13 protein-coding genes and 1 pseudogene are annotated in these 16219 nt (G+C 70.3%); 1 reads left to right on the forward strand and 13 read right to left on the reverse strand.

Going from position 1 to position 16219, the window contains the following annotated elements; translation table 11 throughout:
• Nucleotides 1–122 precede the first annotated feature (122 nt).
• The 4 genes from ACN6LB_RS17575 to ACN6LB_RS17590 form a co-directional block, all read right to left on the reverse strand.
• Nucleotides 123–1574 carry an alpha-amylase gene (locus ACN6LB_RS17575; RefSeq protein WP_445026731.1) on the reverse strand — a complete coding sequence of 484 codons (1452 nt, stop codon included), beginning with the start codon at nucleotides 1572–1574 and terminating at the stop codon, nucleotides 123–125.
• Entirely contained in the window at nucleotides 1571–4264 is a 2694-nt protein-coding gene (locus tag ACN6LB_RS17580; RefSeq protein ID WP_445026732.1) for an MGH1-like glycoside hydrolase domain-containing protein, read from the reverse strand. The genes ACN6LB_RS17575 and ACN6LB_RS17580 overlap by 4 nt, the downstream gene beginning before the upstream one ends.
• A gap of 291 nt (nucleotides 4265–4555) precedes the next feature.
• Entirely contained in the window at nucleotides 4556–5389 is an 834-nt protein-coding gene (locus ACN6LB_RS17585) for a hypothetical protein (RefSeq protein WP_445026733.1), read from the reverse strand.
• 12 nt (nucleotides 5390–5401) lie between these two features.
• Complete coding sequence (locus tag ACN6LB_RS17590) at nucleotides 5402–5935, reverse strand: RNA polymerase sigma factor (protein ID WP_445026734.1); 534 nt, start codon at nucleotides 5933–5935, stop codon at nucleotides 5402–5404.
• 312 nt (nucleotides 5936–6247) lie between these two features.
• On the opposite strand from ACN6LB_RS17590, the gene ACN6LB_RS17595 reads away from it, so the two are divergent.
• Entirely contained in the window at nucleotides 6248–6469 is a 222-nt protein-coding gene (locus ACN6LB_RS17595) for a hypothetical protein (protein ID WP_445026735.1), read from the forward strand.
• A 29-nt stretch (nucleotides 6470–6498) separates the two neighbouring features.
• On the opposite strand, the gene ACN6LB_RS17600 is transcribed toward ACN6LB_RS17595, so the two are convergent.
• From ACN6LB_RS17600 to ACN6LB_RS17640, 9 genes and pseudogenes are all read right to left on the reverse strand, one after another.
• Nucleotides 6499–7974 carry a serine hydrolase domain-containing protein gene (locus ACN6LB_RS17600; RefSeq protein WP_445026736.1) on the reverse strand — a complete coding sequence of 492 codons (1476 nt, stop codon included), beginning with the start codon at nucleotides 7972–7974 and terminating at the stop codon, nucleotides 6499–6501.
• 278 nt (nucleotides 7975–8252) lie between these two features.
• The gene (locus tag ACN6LB_RS17605) at nucleotides 8253–9569 is read right to left on the reverse strand and encodes an MFS transporter (RefSeq protein WP_445026737.1); all 1317 of its coding nucleotides are present in this window, start codon (nucleotides 9567–9569) and stop codon (nucleotides 8253–8255) included.
• 254 nt (nucleotides 9570–9823) lie between these two features.
• Nucleotides 9824–10774, reverse strand: coding sequence for a VOC family protein (locus ACN6LB_RS17610; protein WP_445026738.1), 951 nt, complete (start codon nucleotides 10772–10774; stop codon nucleotides 9824–9826).
• Nucleotides 10774–11853 (reverse strand): 4-oxalomesaconate tautomerase, encoded by a 1080-nt coding sequence (locus ACN6LB_RS17615; protein WP_445026749.1) that lies wholly within the window; start codon nucleotides 11851–11853, stop codon nucleotides 10774–10776. The genes ACN6LB_RS17610 and ACN6LB_RS17615 overlap by 1 nt, the downstream gene beginning before the upstream one ends.
• 26 nt (nucleotides 11854–11879) lie before the next feature.
• On the reverse strand, nucleotides 11880–12590 hold the full coding sequence (locus ACN6LB_RS17620; RefSeq protein ID WP_445026739.1) for a 4-carboxy-4-hydroxy-2-oxoadipate aldolase/oxaloacetate decarboxylase: 711 nt from the start codon (nucleotides 12588–12590) through the stop codon (nucleotides 11880–11882).
• Nucleotides 12587–13336, reverse strand: a complete 750-nt coding sequence (locus ACN6LB_RS17625) for a PIG-L deacetylase family protein (RefSeq protein ID WP_445026740.1) — start codon at nucleotides 13334–13336, stop codon at nucleotides 12587–12589. Before ACN6LB_RS17625 ends, ACN6LB_RS17620 begins: the two co-directional genes overlap by 4 nt.
• A 171-nt stretch (nucleotides 13337–13507) precedes the next feature.
• The gene (locus ACN6LB_RS17630; protein WP_445026741.1) at nucleotides 13508–14158 is read right to left on the reverse strand and encodes a GntR family transcriptional regulator; all 651 of its coding nucleotides are present in this window, start codon (nucleotides 14156–14158) and stop codon (nucleotides 13508–13510) included.
• Between the two features lie 111 nt (nucleotides 14159–14269).
• Nucleotides 14270–15160, reverse strand: coding sequence for an NAD(P)-dependent oxidoreductase (locus ACN6LB_RS17635; RefSeq protein WP_445026742.1), 891 nt, complete (start codon nucleotides 15158–15160; stop codon nucleotides 14270–14272).
• Between the two features lie 229 nt (nucleotides 15161–15389).
• A pseudogene (locus ACN6LB_RS17640) lies at nucleotides 15390–16124 on the reverse strand (subtype B tannase); the annotation flags it as partial.
• Nucleotides 16125–16219: the final 95 nt, after the last annotated feature.

Here is a 16219-nt window from a genome sequence, read left to right on the forward strand (position 1 = left end):
TCAGGCCGGTGGTCCGGCGCCGCTACCGCTGCACCCAGCGGCCGGGCGGCTCGTTCCTTGTTCTCGTCCTCTCTCCAGTCTGCGCCTTTTCACGGCAGAAGGTACGGCGATCATCAGTGCCTTCAGCCCTCCAGGGCCAGCACGTGACAGTGCCACGCGTCCAGCGCCACGAACAGGCCCGGGTCGAGGAGTCCGTCGCCCTCCCTGTCGTAGGTGTCCGCGGTGAGCAGATCGGTGAACCGGCAGGGGCGGCCTCCGAGGTCGGCCCACGGCAGCGGTACCTGGCCCTGGGCGGGGAGGTCGGAGTAGTTCACGACGATCAGGTGGCGGGTTTCGGCGGTGGTCCAGCTCCAGGCGAGCAGGTTGCGGTGCGTGTCGTTGTCGGGCCAGCCCGTGCACGTCAGCAGCCTCCAGTCGCCCTCCCGTACGGCGGCGCCGGTCGCGATCAGGCGGTGGTGGAAGTCGCGCAGCGGCTCGTCGACCGGTTCCTCCGGGCGACGGGTGAGGAACACCGGTGGCCGTACCCGGCGGCCTTCGAACTGGCCCTCGTGCCAGAGCGTCACGCCGGGCAGGGTGGCCACGGCCACGGCCGCCGCGCGCTCCCGCCCGGCCGGCATTACGGCGGCGGCGCGGGGTTCGTCGTGGTTCTCCAGGAAGCGCACGAGTCCGCGCTGATAGGAGAGGTCGGCCCGCAGGTGTGCGCGCACGGACTGGGCGTTCTCGTGGAGCAGACGGTCGTAGAGCCGCTTGTCGTAGCAGTGGTCGAAGCCCTCCTGCTGGAGCGCCGCTTCGAGATCCCAATAGGCCTCCGCGATGAAGAGGAGGTCGGGGTGGCGTGCGCGGACACGCGGGATGACGTACGGCCAGAAGTCCTCGTCAGGGATCGGGCCCGCCCGCTCCCCCCAGGTCTTGGCGAACACGTCGTTCATCAGCAGCATCGCCATGTCGCAGCGCACGCCGTCCGCCTGGTCGCCGATCGCCACCAGGGTGTCCACCGCCGCGGCCCGCAGTTCGTCACTGAAGGCGTTCACCTGGATCACGTCCCGCCAGGGCGGGAAGAACGGGTCGCGGCCGCAGGCGAAGATCCGGCCGGACACCTCGTGGAAGTCCCTGGGCGCCCGGGCGAGGTCGTCGGCGGTGCCCTGGATCAGGCCGGCGGGCCGGTCGGTGAGCCAGGGGTGGTCGGGGGCGACGTGGTTGGGGACGTAGTCGAGGATCAACCGGGCGCCGCGGGCGGCGAGTTGGGCGCGCGCCTCGGCGAGCCCCTGCGGGCCGCCGAAGCTCTCGTCGACGACGTAGTCGCGGACGCAGTACGGGGATCCGGCGATGTCGGCCGGGGTGAGGTCGGGCAGGGCCTGGCGGAGCGACGCGAGGAGGGCTTCGTCGCGCAGGGCGACGGCCAGTCCGGCGGGGCTGCGTTGCCAGACGCCCATCAGCCACACGGCGTCGATGCCCGGCAGGGCAATCTCGTCCCAGACCTCGCCGGGTACCTCGCCGAGGGTGACGCGGCGCCCGTAGCGGGTGCTCAACTCGCCCAGCCAGACCATGGTGTTGATTTCGAGGATCGCCGTCATGACAGGGACTCCTCGCGCAGGGCGCCCCAGTCGCCCGCGCCGACGACGCGGAAGAGGGTCGCGGTGACCGCGGCCAGGCCGGTCCAGCCGGTCTGGTGGGCGGCGCCGAGTCCGGCGCCCGTGTCGCCGTGGAAGTACTCGTAGAACAGGAGCAGGTCCTGCCAGTGCGGGTCCTTGGCGAACTGGGGCCGGGTGCCGTGCACGGGGCGGTGTCCGTCGCCGCCGCGCAGAAAGGTCGAGGTGAGCCGGTCGGAGATCTCGTGGGCGACCTCGTACAGGTTCAGCTGCTGTCCGGAGCCGGTCGGGCATTCCACGGTGAAGGCGTCGCCGTGGAATGCGTGGAGGTTCAACAGGGCACGGATCAGGAGGATGTTGACCGGGAACCACACCGGGCCGCGCCAGTTGGAGTTGCCGCCGAACATGTCCGAATCGGACTCGGCGGGCAGATAGCCGACGCCGTACGTCTGTCCGTGCAGGTGGAAGGTGTACGGGTGGGCGGCATGGTGGCGGGAGAGCGAGCGGATGCCGTGCGGGCCGAGGAACTCGTCCTCGTCGAGCATGCGGGCCAGGATGCGGCGCAGCCTGTCCTCGCCGAACAGGGCGAACAGGTGCCGTCCGTCGGCGCCGGAGCCCTGGGCGTCCCGGGAGTGCACGAGGGCTTCGACCGCGGGGTGCCGTTCGATGAACTCCCGTGCTCCGGCGAGCAGTTCGGGGAAGCGGCGGTCGAGCCGGCTGCCGACCACGCTGGTCGCGGCGAGGGGGATCAGACCGACCAGGGAGCGCACCTTGAGCCGGGTGGTGCTGCCGTCGGGCAGCCGCAGGACGTCGTAGAAGAAGCCGTCCTCCTCGTCCCACAGGCTTTCGTTGTCCTTGCCGATGCGGTTCATGGCCACCGCGATCCACGCGAAGTGCTCGAACAGGGTCTGCGCGTGTTCCACGTAGACGGGGTTGTCGGCGGCCAGTTCGACGGCGATCTCCAGAAGGTTCTGGCAGTACAGGGCCATCCATGCGGTGCCGTCGGCCTGGTCGAGTTGCCCTCCGGTGGGCAGTTCGGCACTGCGGTTGAAGACGCCGATGTTGTCGAGGCCGAGGAAGCCACCCTGGAAGAGGTTGTTGCCGTCGGTGTCCTTGCGGTTGAGCCACCAGGTGAAGTTCTTCATCAGCTTCTGGAAGGAGTTCTCCAGGAAGGCCCGGTCGCCGCGGCCCGTGCGGTGCTTCTCCAGTTCGTAGACGAAGAGGATGGCCCAGGCGTGCACCGGCGGGTTGACGTCGCCGAAGTTCCATTCGTACGCGGGGATCTGGCCGTTGGGATGCAGGTACCGGCGGCGCAGCAGCAGGTCCAGCTGGGATTTGGCGAAGGCGATGTCGACCAGGGACAGGGCTACGGAGTGGAAGGCGAGGTCCCAGGCCGCGAACCACGGGTACTCCCAGGTGTCCGGCATCGACATGATCTCGTCGTTGACCATGTGGTACCAGGCGCTGTTGCGGACGGAGGGGTCGCAGCCGAGCGGGTCGACGCCGTGTTCGGCCAGCCAGCGTTCGATGTCGTAGTGGTAGTACTGCTTGCTCCAGAGCATGCCGGCCAGCGCCTGGCGGACCAGACGCTGTTCGTCCTCGCTCGTGCCGTCCGGTGTGACGTCGTCGTAGAAGGTGTCGGCCTCGGCGCGTCGCGAGTCGAGCAGCTGGCCGAACTCCTGCCAGGGGTCGGCGAGTTCGGTGTCGGTCAGACGCAGTCGGATCGTGGCGCTGTCACCGCCGGGGATGCTCAGCACGTGGTGGACGGCCGCCTTGGTGCCGGTGCCGTCGGGGTTGACGGCCGTGGTGTCGCCGTGGACGACGCACCGGTCGATGCCGTCCTTGACGTAGGGGCCGGCGTTGCGAGTGCCGAAGATCCGCTCGTTGTTGGTGTCGTTCTCGGTGAAGATGGTGGGTGTATCGGTGGCGAAGTACAGTCGGCGGGTGCCCAGTTCGTCATGATCGGCGCGGATCGCGCCCGGTGCCTCCCGCAGGCCGGGTACGGCTGTGCCGCCCGCCCATGACCACGTATGCCGGAACCAGAGCGTGGGCAGCAGGTGGAGCGTGGCCTCCTCGGCGCCCCGGTTGTGCGCGGTGATCTCGATCAGCAGGTCCTCGGGGCCTGCCTTCGCGTACTCGACGAACACGTCGAAGTAGCGGTCCTCGTCGAAGACGCCGGTGTCGAGCAGCTCGAACTCGGGATCGCGGCGGTTGCGGGCGTGGTTGGCGGCCACCAGTTCGCCGTAGGGGAATTCGCCCTGCGGGTACTTGTAGAGGAACTTCATGTAGGAGTGGGTGGGCGTGCTGTCGAGGTAGAAGTAGTACTCCTTGACGTCCTCGCCGTGGTTGCCCTCGGTGTTGGTCAGGCCGAACATGCGCTCCTTGAGGATCGGGTCGCGCCCGTTCCACAGGGCGAGGGCGAAGCAGAGCCGCTGCTTGTCGTCGCTGATCCCGGCGATGCCGTCCTCGCCCCAGCGGTAGGCGCGGGAGCGGGCCTGGTCGTGGGTGAAGTACGACCAGGCTTCACCGTCGCGGCTGTAGTCCTCTCGGACGGTGCCCCATTGACGCTCGCTCAGATACGGGCCCCAGCGGCGCCAGGGCACCCCGGACTCGTCGGCCTCGGCCAGCCTGCGACGCTCGGCGATCTGGGCAGGGTGTTCCGTCGGGTGTTCCATCTCTCCCCCGTTCTGGTCGGTTGACGGTGAGGGACATGCGGTCGGACGCCGTGCGCGATCTCGATCACGCCGAGCCCGGTGAGCCGGTTCCCACCCAGCATCCCCCGCAGGGCCGCACCTGCCCACCGGCCGTTCGGCTCCGATCGAGTGAGCCCCCGACCGACAGGGCCGCCACATGCCGCAGAGCTGTCTCCTGCAGCGCCCAGGAACCGTCACCGTCCATCCGCGCAGTGTGCCCATCGGCGGACGTCGCAGCAGATCCGTTGCCGGCTGGAGACGGCCACAGAGTTGCTACGTCGTCAGTGAGGCCGCGTCGATGGTCCGGGTCCTGCCGTCGGTGAAGGTGAGGGTGAGGGTGCCGGTCAGCGGGCTGTTGGGTTTGCTGTCCGGCCACCAGGCGGTCCACCGGCCATACGGCAGGGAGCCTCGGATCATCTCCACTGTGGCGTGGACGGTGTGTCCGTGATCACGCACGGTGATCTTCTTCACGTCGCGGCCCATCGAACCGACCACGTAGCGGACTTGGGCTGAACCACTGCCGCGGTCACCTTGCGTGTCCAGCGTGATGCCGTCCGGCGGAACCTCGGCGACCGGATCGATGGCCGACGCAATGCCGGTGCCGTGCGAACCGGTGAGGCAGTACACCGGATGGTCGTAGTACGTGACGATCATGGAGACGACACTTCCGCGCACGTCAGCGTTGCTGATCCCGCCAGGGCCACCTTCCCCGGAGGCCTTCTTCGTTGCCCTGATGCACCACGAGATCGCGGACGAACGCTTCCTGTAAGCAGCTTCATCCAGACTGCCGGCCGTGCTGGTCCAGGTGGCCACTTCCGCCGAGGACAGCGGTCCGGAGCCACTCGGGCTGCTCCGGGCGGGCGGGGCAGGCGAGCCGCTCGTCACGGTCACCAGCGCGGCGCACGCAGCCACGGCGCCGGCCAGAGTGAACGCCACGCGCCGCACGAGGGGGCGGTGGAACGCGGCGACGGCCGACCGGCAGGGCTGCTCGGTGTCGCTCAGAACCGTCCGCAGCAGCCGTTCCTCGCGCTCCCGGTCTGCGGCGGAGGGGTCTCCCGGCGGTGCGGCGTCGAGTTCGGCGAGACGGGAGAGGAGGTCGTTGTCCATGAAGGGCTCCTGTCAGTGCGTCAGGATGAGGGCTGGCGATACCGGGACGGCGGGGTCGAGACGACCGGCGAGACGTCGCTTGGCGCGGGTCAGGCGCATGGCGTAGGCGGCGCGGGTGCAACCAAGAACCTTCGCGGCGTCCCGGGCGTCGAGTTGTTCCCAGACGTTCAGCGCGAGGACTTCCTGGTCGGCCGGGGCGAGCGACCGCCAGGCGGCGACGAGGTCGATCCGGCTGTCCACCTGGATCGTCGCGTCGGCCATGGGCTCGTGACCGTCGGCCGCGGCGGCCCGCTGGATCTGTACCACGAGGGCGGACTGCCGGCGGCGGCCGCGCTGCGCGTTGAGCATGAGCTTGCGGGCCGCACCGAACAGCCATGGCCGCGGGTCATCGGGCAGCTCGCGTCTGCGGCGCCAGGCGGCGAGAAACGTCTCTCCCACTATGTCGTCGACGGTCATCGGGTCGGCACGACGGCGCACGAACCGCCGCACGTCCTCGTAGTGAGCCCGGTACACGTCAGTGAACTGGGCCTCGGTATCGATGGGCATGACTTCCTTCCCTGGCGTCTGCCCCTACATGTCCAGCACTGGCACACCTGCAACAGGTCCATCGGTACATGACCAGCGGTTGTGGCTGACCCTGGTGGGGAAGCCGGTCCGGTACCAGTAGTCCCAGTCGTCGGGCAACAGTCGCATCGGTTCTCAGGCGGCCATCTCCGCCTTCGCCTCGCCGTCGGGCTGGGCGTGGACGATGGCGTTGTGCGCGAGCCGCGAGAGCACCTCGACCGCCATGGCGTTGTCCCAGCGGTTAGGAACGGCGCACCATTTGGAGCAGGCGGCGCACGCAGCTACCGGCCCGCGGTGGCGGGCCGGATGCTGCTGTGCACGGACGGGCTGTGGCGGCATCGGCCCGAGGCCGACGGGTTGCGCGCGGTGCTCGCCCGGCGCCGACCGGCGCTATCCGGGAGCGGAGGCCTGTTGGAGGAGGCGCGGTCGCTCGTCGAACTCGCCCTGGGCGCGGGCGGTCCGGACAACGTCACCGCCCTGCTCATCCCTGTCGCTCCGAGCGCGCCGCCTGTCTGAGCGCGGCGCGTCCCTTCGTGCGGGGACTCTCAGACGGTGGTCCGCGCGGTCGTCGGCGGCGGTTGCGCTGTGTCGCGCAGCGGGGCCCGCACCGAGCTCAGTGGGCCGCCGTGCAGGGGTGTGGTGTGCCAGCGGGCCGTGAACGTGCGGTGCGGGAGGGAGCACGTCACGGTCAGGCGGTGCGGGGTTTCCAGGAACAGTACGTCGGCCTGGAGGGTGTCGGGGTCGGTCCATCCGCCGCTCACGGCGGTGGGGGCCGGTGTCGCGCCGGTCGTCCAGCCGGGCACTCCCAGCCGCAGGTCGCATCGCGTGTCGCCCTCGGCGAGCGACACGTACCAGCCGGCGTCGTCCGCCGTGACCGCAACGCCCGTCAGGGAGCGCTGGTCCGCGCAGACACCGCCCGCGGGGGCGAACTCGGCGCCCGCCCAGGCGTCGGCGCGCTCAGGAGGCGCGGTCGCCGCGGCGACCGGCGGCAGGGCGAGCCGGGCGAGGCGTGCGCGCAGTGCCGCGTCCTGACCGCCGGGCTGCGGCGTGTCCCCCAACGCGGGCAGCAGGTGCTGCCAGACCAGGTCGAGCAGCTCCTGCATCTGGCCGGTGGCCGCGGTCATCGCGATCACCGCGTCGTGGTCGGGCAGGACGAGGCAGAGCTGTCCGTAGGCTCCGTCGCCGCGGTATCCGTGCCGGGACTTCCAGAACTGGAACGCGTACCCCTGCTGCCAGTCGGAGAGTGCCCCCTCGGCCGTACCGTCGTCGTTGGCGACATGGACGCGCGTGGCCTCCTCGATCCACTCGCGGGACAGGAGCTGCCGGCCCTCCCAGGCGCCGTTCTGCAGATAGAACTGGCCGAGCCGGGCTACCGCGTCCGTGGCGGCGTGCAGTCCGCTGAAGCCGATCTCGCGGCCGGCCGGACGCTCCACCCAGGCGACGTCGCCAATGCCCAATGGGTCGAACAGCCGGGGCCGCAGGTACTCCGTCAGCGACTGGCCGGTCACCCGCTGGACGATCGCGGCGAGGGTGTACGTGGCGGGCTGGTTGTACGCGAAGACGCTGCCGGGGTCCTGGTCGGGCGGGGTCAGCAGGAAGCCGCGGACGGGTTCCTCGCGGTCGCGGCGGAACGCCCGCTCATGGGTCTCGGCGAGGTGACCGCTGGCCATGGACGCGACGTGCCGCACCAGCATGGCCCGGCTGCGCGGGTCGGTGATGTCGGCCTCGAACTCGGGGAAGTACGAGATCACGGGGTCGTCGAGACGTATCAGGCCCTCGTCGACGGCGAATCCGGCGGCAGTGGACGTGAAGCTCTTGCTGAGCGAGTAGAGGAGGTGGAGGCGCTCGGGGGCGTACGGCGCCCACCAGCCGGAGGCCACCAGACGCCCGTGCCGCATGATCATCAGGCTGTGCGGTTCGATGTCCGACGCGGTCTCGACGGCGTCGAGGAAGGCGTGCACGCCCGAGGCGTCGACACCTTGCTCGGCCGGCTCGGCGACAGGCAGTGGACGGGTGCTCATGCGGGCGGCCTCCGGGCGGCTCGGTGACGGCGTGGGGCGGTCTCGGCGACCGGTCGACCCGGCGCTGTGTGCATACGCCATCCTTCCGGTGCGGCGGCGGGCGTGTCCATGGGGTCGCCCCTGGCGCCCGCGCTTCACCGCTGCCCGGCGCCAGGCCGGCCCGGCAGGAAGGAGACCGCTCCGGGCGCCCGGCGTCGTCGGCCGTGGCGCCCGGAGCGCGGTCCGGTGGAGCACCTCCCGCGCTCGGCGAGAGGCAGCCCGCAGTCACCGCCGGGACATCAGCCGGTGGTGGTGAGCTGCGGCGTGCTGCTCTGCTGGGGCTGGGGCAGACTGCGCAGGCCGGTGAGGCTGACGAGCACCATCGAGAAGACGCCTGCAATGGCGAAGGCCGTGAAGCCCGCGGTGGTCGAGCCGGTGGCGAGCAGCTGGCCGCCGAGCCAGGGGCCGAAGACGGCGCCGAAGCGGCCCATGCCGGAGGTCCAGCCCACGGCGGTGGCGCGGTTCTCGGCGTTGGACCGAGCGGCCACCGTGGCGTAGATCATCGCCTGGGCGCTGAAGAGGAACAGGCCGGTGAGGAAGACCACGGCGTAGGTGAGGGCCAGCGACATGTGGGCGCTGAGCGTGTAGATGCCGACGGCGGTGACGCCGAACCAGATCGCGGCGATGCGCGAGCCGCCGAACCTGTCGGTGAGCCGGCCGCCGACCAGCATGCCGACGATGCCGCCGAGGTTGATGACGATGACGAAGCCGATCGAGGAGCCGGTGTTGTAGCCGTTGGCCTTCATCAGCGACGGCAGCCACTGGGAGACGCCGTAGACCAGCAGCAGGCCGCCGAAGGACGCCAGCCAGAAGAGCAGGGTCTGCACCCACAGGCCGCCGCGGAAGAGGGCAGTCAGCGCACTCCAGCGCTCGGCGGCGGCCGGGCGCTCCTCGTCCTTGCCGGCCAGTTCGACGCCGTAGCGGTCGGCGAGGGCCAACGCCTCGGTGGCGCGGCCCTTGGCCTGCAGGAAGGCCATCGACTCGGGCAGGTACTTGGCGGCCAGCGGGACGCCGACGAAGAGCGGGATCACGCAGATCCAGAAGGAGACGCGCCAGTCGCCGGTACCGAGCGCCACGAAGCCGGCGACGATGCCGCCGGCCTGGTGGGCGGTCATCAGAGAGCCGACGATCAGGGCGCCGCGGCCGCGCGGAGCGTACTCGGTGACCAGGGTGATCGCGCTGGGCAGCAGCCCGCCGAGGCCGAGTCCGGCGAGGAATCGGCCGAGGCTGAACATGTCCAGGGTGGCGGCGGAGGCGCAGACGGCGGAGGCCAGGGAGAAGACCGCGGTGGAGACGATGATCGTCTTCTTGCGGCCGACCCAGTCGCTGACGGTGCCGGAGGACAGGGCGCCGATCAGCATGCCGAACGTGGCCCAGGAGCCGACGTCGCCGGCCTTGCCGGGGGTGATGCCCAGCGCCTTGGTCTCCAGCATGTGCGGCAGCACGGAGCCGTAGATGAACATGTCGAGGCCGTCGAACAGGACGACCAGCCAGCACAGGCCGACGACCAGCACGGCCAGTCTGGCGCCGCGCGTGGGAGCGGGGGAGGGAGACATCGTTGTGTCCTCTCGTCCGGGAGGCATGTCCCTGGAGGGGAGATGAGGGAGAAGGGCCGTCGCGGCTCGTGCGACCGGCCCGGTGATGCGCCTGACGCTAAGGACCAGCGGCATTAAGTGTCAACGCTTTTGTCAACAATCTCAGCAACAGTCAAGACACCCCCACCACGACGCCGGATTCGGGCCGAATCCGCAGGTGGAACAGGGGTGGGCGGCACACAGACGTGTGCCGCCCACCCCGGGTATGGCTCGTTTCAGTCGACGGGCGGGGTGCCGTGCGTGTGGAAGGACTTGATCGTCTGCAGGCCCCAGGCCTGCCCCTTCCTGCGCTCTTCCTCGGTCCAGGTGATCAGCGGCCAGTCGGGGGCCAGCACCAGCCGCGTGAGCGGGTTGCACAGCTCGATGCGGTTGCCGCCCGGCTCGTAGACGTAGAGGAAGAACGTCTGCTGGATGGCGTGCTTGTGCGGGCCCGTCTCGATGAACACGCCGCTGTCGATGGCGAGGTCGGCGGCGCGCAGGATGTCCTCGCGGGTGTCGGTCGCGAAGGCGATGTGGTGCAGGCGGCCGGTGGAGCCCGTCCAGTCCGAGGTGTAGACGACGTCGTACGACTTGTTCGTGTACGTCAGCCAGCGTGCCGCGATCTTCCCCGTGTCGAGCCGGATCTGCTCGGTCGGCCGGGCGCCCAGCACATCCTGCTGGAACTCGGCGTTGGCCAGGACATCGGCGGCGAGGAAGTTGATGTGGTCCAGGCGGCGCACACCGACGCCCCGGTTGGGCTTGGCCTGTGGCTGGTTCTTCAGCGCGGGCCGCAGTTCCCCGGGAGCCTCGTAATACTCGCTCTCCCAGTACAGGGCGTGTTCGTGGCCGTCCGGGTCGGTGGTCACGTACAGCTTGCCGATACCGGGCTCGTCCTCGGCCCAGTGACCGGGGCGGCCCGCCTCCTCGGCCGCCCTGACCCGGCGCTGAAGGGCCTCCTCGCTGGAGGTGCGCAGCGCGAGCCGGCCAAGGCCCGGTGTGTCGCGTGCGGTGAGCACCAGGCTGTGGTGCTCGTAGTCGTCGAAGGTCCTCAGGTGGACGCTGTCGCCCACCTGGCAGTTGACCGTGAGGCCGAGGTAGTCGGTGAAGAAGGCGACGCTGGCGTCCAGGTCCGGGGTGAAGAGCTGGGCGTGGCCGATATGGGCGATGTCACCGAGCGGCGGAGTCATCAGTGGCCTCCTGGGTGTTGTGCGGGGATCGGTGCCGTCTCGGCGGACCTGGGGAACACGGTGCCGTCGAAGAGCTTGCGCGCCGTGCGGACCACGGCAGTGCGGCGCGCGGCGGGCAGGCCTTCGGGAGTGGCGCCGAGGCTACTTTCGATGTCTATGAATCCCGTGGGATGTTCGATGCGCATGCGGTCACCCCGAGCGGGCAGTTCCGCGAGTTCCGCACCGACGCCGCCCCGGACGCGCAGACCGGCGGCCACACTCGCCGCGCCGAGCACACCGATCGAGGTGTGACAGCGCACGGGAATGAAGGTGCGGGTGGTGACCGCGCCCCCTTCGCGGGGAGCGGCGAGCAGGGTCAGCTTGGGCACGGTGGTATCCGACACGTCGCCGAGGCCCATGAGGCGGCCCGCGCGGAGCCGGATCCCGTGCAGCCGGTCGGCGAGTGCGAGGTCCCCCTCCAGGTCCTTCGGTTTCTCGTAACCGGTGACCTTGAGGGAGGCGGCCGCGATGAGCACGGTCGGCATGCCGTTGTCCACACAGGTCACCGGGACGCCGTCGACCTCGTCACGGGCGTTGCCGGTGGGCAGCAGCGCACCGGTGCCGGCCGGGAACTCGATCACCACGGGGGCGCCCGTACCCGGCACACCGGAGATCTCGGCATCCCCCGTGTAGTCCACCCGGCCTCCCGGAGTGGGGAAGGTCGCGGTGGCGAAGTCCCCGGTGTTCACCATCCGGATGCGTACGGAGGTGCGCTCCTCCCCCGCCGGAACGATTCCGCGCTCGACGGCGAACGGGCCGACGCCGGCGAGGATGTTCCCGCAGTTCTGACGGTCACTCACCTCGGGCCGGTCGACGGCGACTTGGAGGAAGAGGTAGTCGACGTCGGCCTGCGGGTCGGCGGAGAGCGAGACCACTGCCACCTTGCTCGTGAGCGGGTGAGCACCGCCCAGGCCGTCGATCTGCCGGTCGTCCGGACTGCCCATGACGCGCAGCAGCAGGTCGTCGCGGGCGGCCGGGTCGGCGGGCAGGTCCTCGGCGAGGAAGTAGGCGCCCTTGGAGGTGCCCCCGCGCAACAGCATGCAGCGCAGTTCCCCGGGCCCGCCGGTCACGACCCCGCTCCCTCGCGGGTGTACTCCTCGTACGTCCGGTACTCCACGCCCAGCCGCTTGAGGGTGTCGCGCAGGCCGTAGCGGTCCAGGCCCAGTTCGCCCTGGAGGAAGGCGGCACGCGACTTGGCCTCCTTGGCCTCGCGGGCCTCGGACGCCTCGGCGGTCTCTCGGGCGCGCTCGCGCGGTACGACGACCACGCCGTCGTCGTCGGCGAGGATCACGTCACCGGGGCGGATCAGCCGGCCGTCGATGGCGATCGGCACGTTGACCGAGCCGCCGGTGGCCTTCACGGTGCCCTGCGAGGAGACGGCCCGCGACCACGCGGCGAAGCCCATGTCGCGCAGCTCCTGGGTGTCACGGATACCGGCGTTGGTCACCACGCCGCGTACTCCGCGCCGCTGGAGCGCGGTGGCGAACAGCTCGCCGAACATGCCGTCGGTGGACGGGGAGGTGGTGGTGACGACCAGGATGTCGCCCTCACCGCACTGCTCGACGGCCGCGTGGATCATGAGGTTGTCGCCGGGCCAGCTGAGCACGGTGACCGCGGTGCCCGCGACCCGTACGCCCTGCTGGATCGGGCGGATCTCCGGGCCGAGCAGTCCGGTGCGGCCCAGCGCCTCGCTGACGGTGGCCACGCCGAAGGCGGCCAGTGCCTCGACGTCCTTCGCGTCGGCCTTCGGCGGGTGGGTGACGATGACGCCGCTCATGCCAGCTCCTTCGCGATCTGCGGGTAGGGGCGCATGTACGCCTCGGCCATGGCCTTGTGCGCGAGGCCCAGGTTCGGGCCCGCGTTGCGCTTGAGCTGGACACCGCGGCGGACGGCGAGGTCGGTGTAGTAGTCCCACAGGTGCTGCTGGGCGCCGAGGCACTCCATGGCCTTGCGCTTGGTCTCCCAGACCTCGGTGATGTCGAGCAGCACCTCGGGCCTGAAGCCGCTCATCTCCGGCTGGTGCGGCTCGAAGTAGAAGACGGGCGGGGCGCCGATGATCTCGCCGGGGCCCGGGTAGCCGATGGCCTGGGCCAGCACGCGCGCCTCCAGCGCCATGCGGTTGGCGGCCGGGTGGTCGCCGTTGTACGGGTCCTCGGTGGGGTGCGTGAGGACGACGTCGGGCTGGGTCGCCCGGTACACCTCGACGAGCCGGTCGGTCAGCTCTGCGGTGGCGACCAGCGGGTAGTCGCCGGCGTCGTAGAAGCGGACCTCGGCGCCGAGAGTGGCTGCGGCCCGTTCGGCCTCGTCGCGGCGTATCGCCTTGATCTCTTCCAGTTTCCTGCCCTCGCGCCAGGCCTTGGCGGACTCGCCGCGCTCGCCGAAGGTCAGGCAGGCGATCGTAACCTTCTCGCCTCGGGAGGCCGCCAGGGCGATGGCTCCCCCGGCCCGCCACACGAAGTCCCCGGCGTGTGCGGTGACGACGAGTGTCGAGCGTGGGTTGGCGGGCGCGTTGCCATGCGTCATTGCTGAACTCTCCGTTTTTGGGGCGCGATTCGCCTCCGGGGAGCCAGAGCCTGTGTCGAGCGCGCCACGGTGCTCAGCCCTTCGGGCCGCCGCGCGTTCGCGCGCTCGACACAGGCCTGCCCCCTCGGCTCACGCGCCGCGTTGGACAGGTGCGCGCCCGCCTGCGACCTGTCAGTCGCGCAGCGCTTCGATCACGCTGCCGAGGTGGGCGCGGACGGCCTCTTCGGCCGCCTGCGGGTCCCGGGCCGTGATCGCTTCGATCATGGCCAGGTGTTCGCTCAGGGACTGCTGGGGACGCCCTGGTCTCAGCGCGAGCTGGAACCGGTGACGCACCAGTTGGGCGTTGAGCCGCTCCAGCAGTTCCACGGCCACGGCCTGGCCGGAGAACTCCCGGATCCGGGAGTGCAGTTCGTGATTGAGATCGGAGTACGTCAAGGGCTCGCCGTCGGCGACGGCCTTGGACATCGCCGCGCCCAGGTCGACCAGCTCGGTCAGCTGCTCGTCACTGGCCGAGACGGCCGCCTTGGCCGAACACAGGCCTTCGAGGACCATGCGGCACTCGGTGATGGCCACCGCTTCCTCGACGGTCACCACCCGCACCCGCGAACCGCGGTTAAGGATCCGCTCGACCAGCCCTTCCGACTCCAGCTCGATCAACGCCGCCCGGACGCTGGCCCGTGTCACACCGAACTGCTCGGCGAGTTCGTTCTCCACCAGCCGCTGCGCCGGTGCCATGTCCCCGCGCAGAATCGCCTGCCGCAGCTGCGCGAGCGCGTGCTGCTTGGCCTGCTCTCCGGTGCCTGGACGGGCTTCCTTCGGCATTGCGCCCTCCCTGAGTGAGTGCCTGTCGAACCTAAATCTAGGCCAACAGGATTGTCAACAATTTTGTTCTCCATGTTGACCTGCCTGGTCGTCGCACGGGTGCGGCGACGCTCAGGACCCCTCGGGCTCGTCGAAGCTGGCGAAGTAGGAGGCGGCCATGTCCTCCCCGCCGTGGCCCTGGGCCGCGGCGCGGCGGAAGCGTTCGGCGCCGGCCGCGGCCACGTCGAGGCGGACGCCGTGCCGCTCCCCCGCCTCGACGATCAGACGGGCGTCCTTCTCGGCGGTGGTCACCGCGAAACTCGGCGGAGTCAGGCGGCCGTCGAGGATCAGCCCGGCCTTGGCGCGCAGATAGCCCATGTCGAGCGGGCCGCCGTCGATGATGTCGAAGAAGCCCTGCGGGTCCACGCCGAGGCCCTCGGCGAGCGCCAGCGCTTCCGCTGCGCCGTGCGTGACGGTCAGGACCCAGCTGTTGGCCACCAGCTTGAGGCGGGTGGCGCTGCCCTGTGCTCCGTCCTCGCCGGTCCACACCGTGCGGGCGCCGACGGCGTCGAAGACGGGCGTCACGGCGTCGCGGTCCCGGCTGGGCCCTGCCGCCAGCACGACCAGTTGCCCGGCCTCGGCAGGCTGCCGGGTGCCGAGCACGGGGGCGTCGAAGAAGGCCAGTTCGTGGTCACGGGCGAAGCGGGCCAGCATGCCGAGCGCCTCGATCCCGGCCGTCGTCGACTGCACCCAGGCGCTGCCGGGGCGCAGGGCGGGGGTGGCCTGGCGCATCGCCTCCAGGGCGGCGGCGCCGTCGTGAAGCACGGTGAGGACGACGTCGGCGCCCCGCACGGCCTCGGCGGGGGTGTCCGCGACCTGTACGCCGTCGGCGGTCAGCGGTTCGGCCTTGGAGCGAGTGCGGTTCCATGCCCGGACGGTGTGTCCCGCACGGGCGAGGTTACGGGCCATCGCGGCCCCCATGATGCCGGTGCCCAGGACGCTCACGGTGAGTTTGTCGGTCATGACGACCATCCTCACCCTCGGGCGAGCGCGTAGGACCGGAGCGCGCCGGGCCGCACGTGTCGGCCATCGGCGCAGCGGCCGCTCCGGCCCGCCATCGCACCACAGGTGTAGGCCGCGGAACCGAGCCCGCGCTGACTGAGACGGGAGGGGCTCGGCGCCGCGGCCTGCGATGTCCGGTATGACGGGACGGACACCGCGTCCATGGGTGCGAAGTGCTGTGGCGGTGGGGCTACTTGCTGTAGCCCGTCACCTTGCCGATCCAGGTGATGAAGTCCGCGGCGTCGATGTTCGACCCGTGGCCCTCGTCCCAGTAGTAGCGGGTGTCGACGTCGTCGCCCAGCTGCTCCAGGCTCGCGGCGAGGTTGCCGACGACCGAGAGCGAGGTGTCGCTGTCCTTGGTGCCGACACGGATCCACCAGTGCTTGGAGCGACCGGGGTTGTGCTGCTTGATGAAGGGCATCGGGTTCATCAGGTGGAGCTTCTCGGGCAGATCGCTGTCCAGGCGTGCGCTGTTTCCGCTCTCGTGCCGCAGGCTGTACAGCGTGAAGTGACGGTTCTGGGTGGTGCCGGTGCCGAACTCGTTGTTCTCGCCCGCGGAGAGGTCGAAGGCGTCGAACGCGGGCGTGTCCTTCTTCCGTGCCCCGACGTGGGTGAGGAAGTCGGCCCACGTGAACGTCGCCTTGCCGCCGGACCAGGTGATGAACGTGTTGCTCGCCAGGTAGGTCGAACGGTCGGCGTCCGAAAGGGACTTGAGGTAGATCGTGGCCGACGGCTGGAGGTAGGTCCGCAGCAGGTAGTCGTCGAGGTTGCGCGCCGTGAGGGTGCCGAAGCCCTTCGCGCGGATCTTGAGGGAGGCCTGGTAGTCGGCGAAAGCGGTGCTCAGGTCCTTGGAGACGGCCTGGTCGACGAGCGCGCCGGAACTCAGCTTGCTGCCGCCCCAGTTCCACTCGTACGCCATGTGGGTCTGATGCAGGTTCGGGTGACAGGTTCGATCACGCGGCCTGGGGGGCCGGTGTGGTCATGACGATCTCGAATTCGACGGGGGTCAGCCGGCCGAGC

The sequence above is a fragment of the Streptomyces sp. SAS_270 genome (assembly GCF_052543295.1).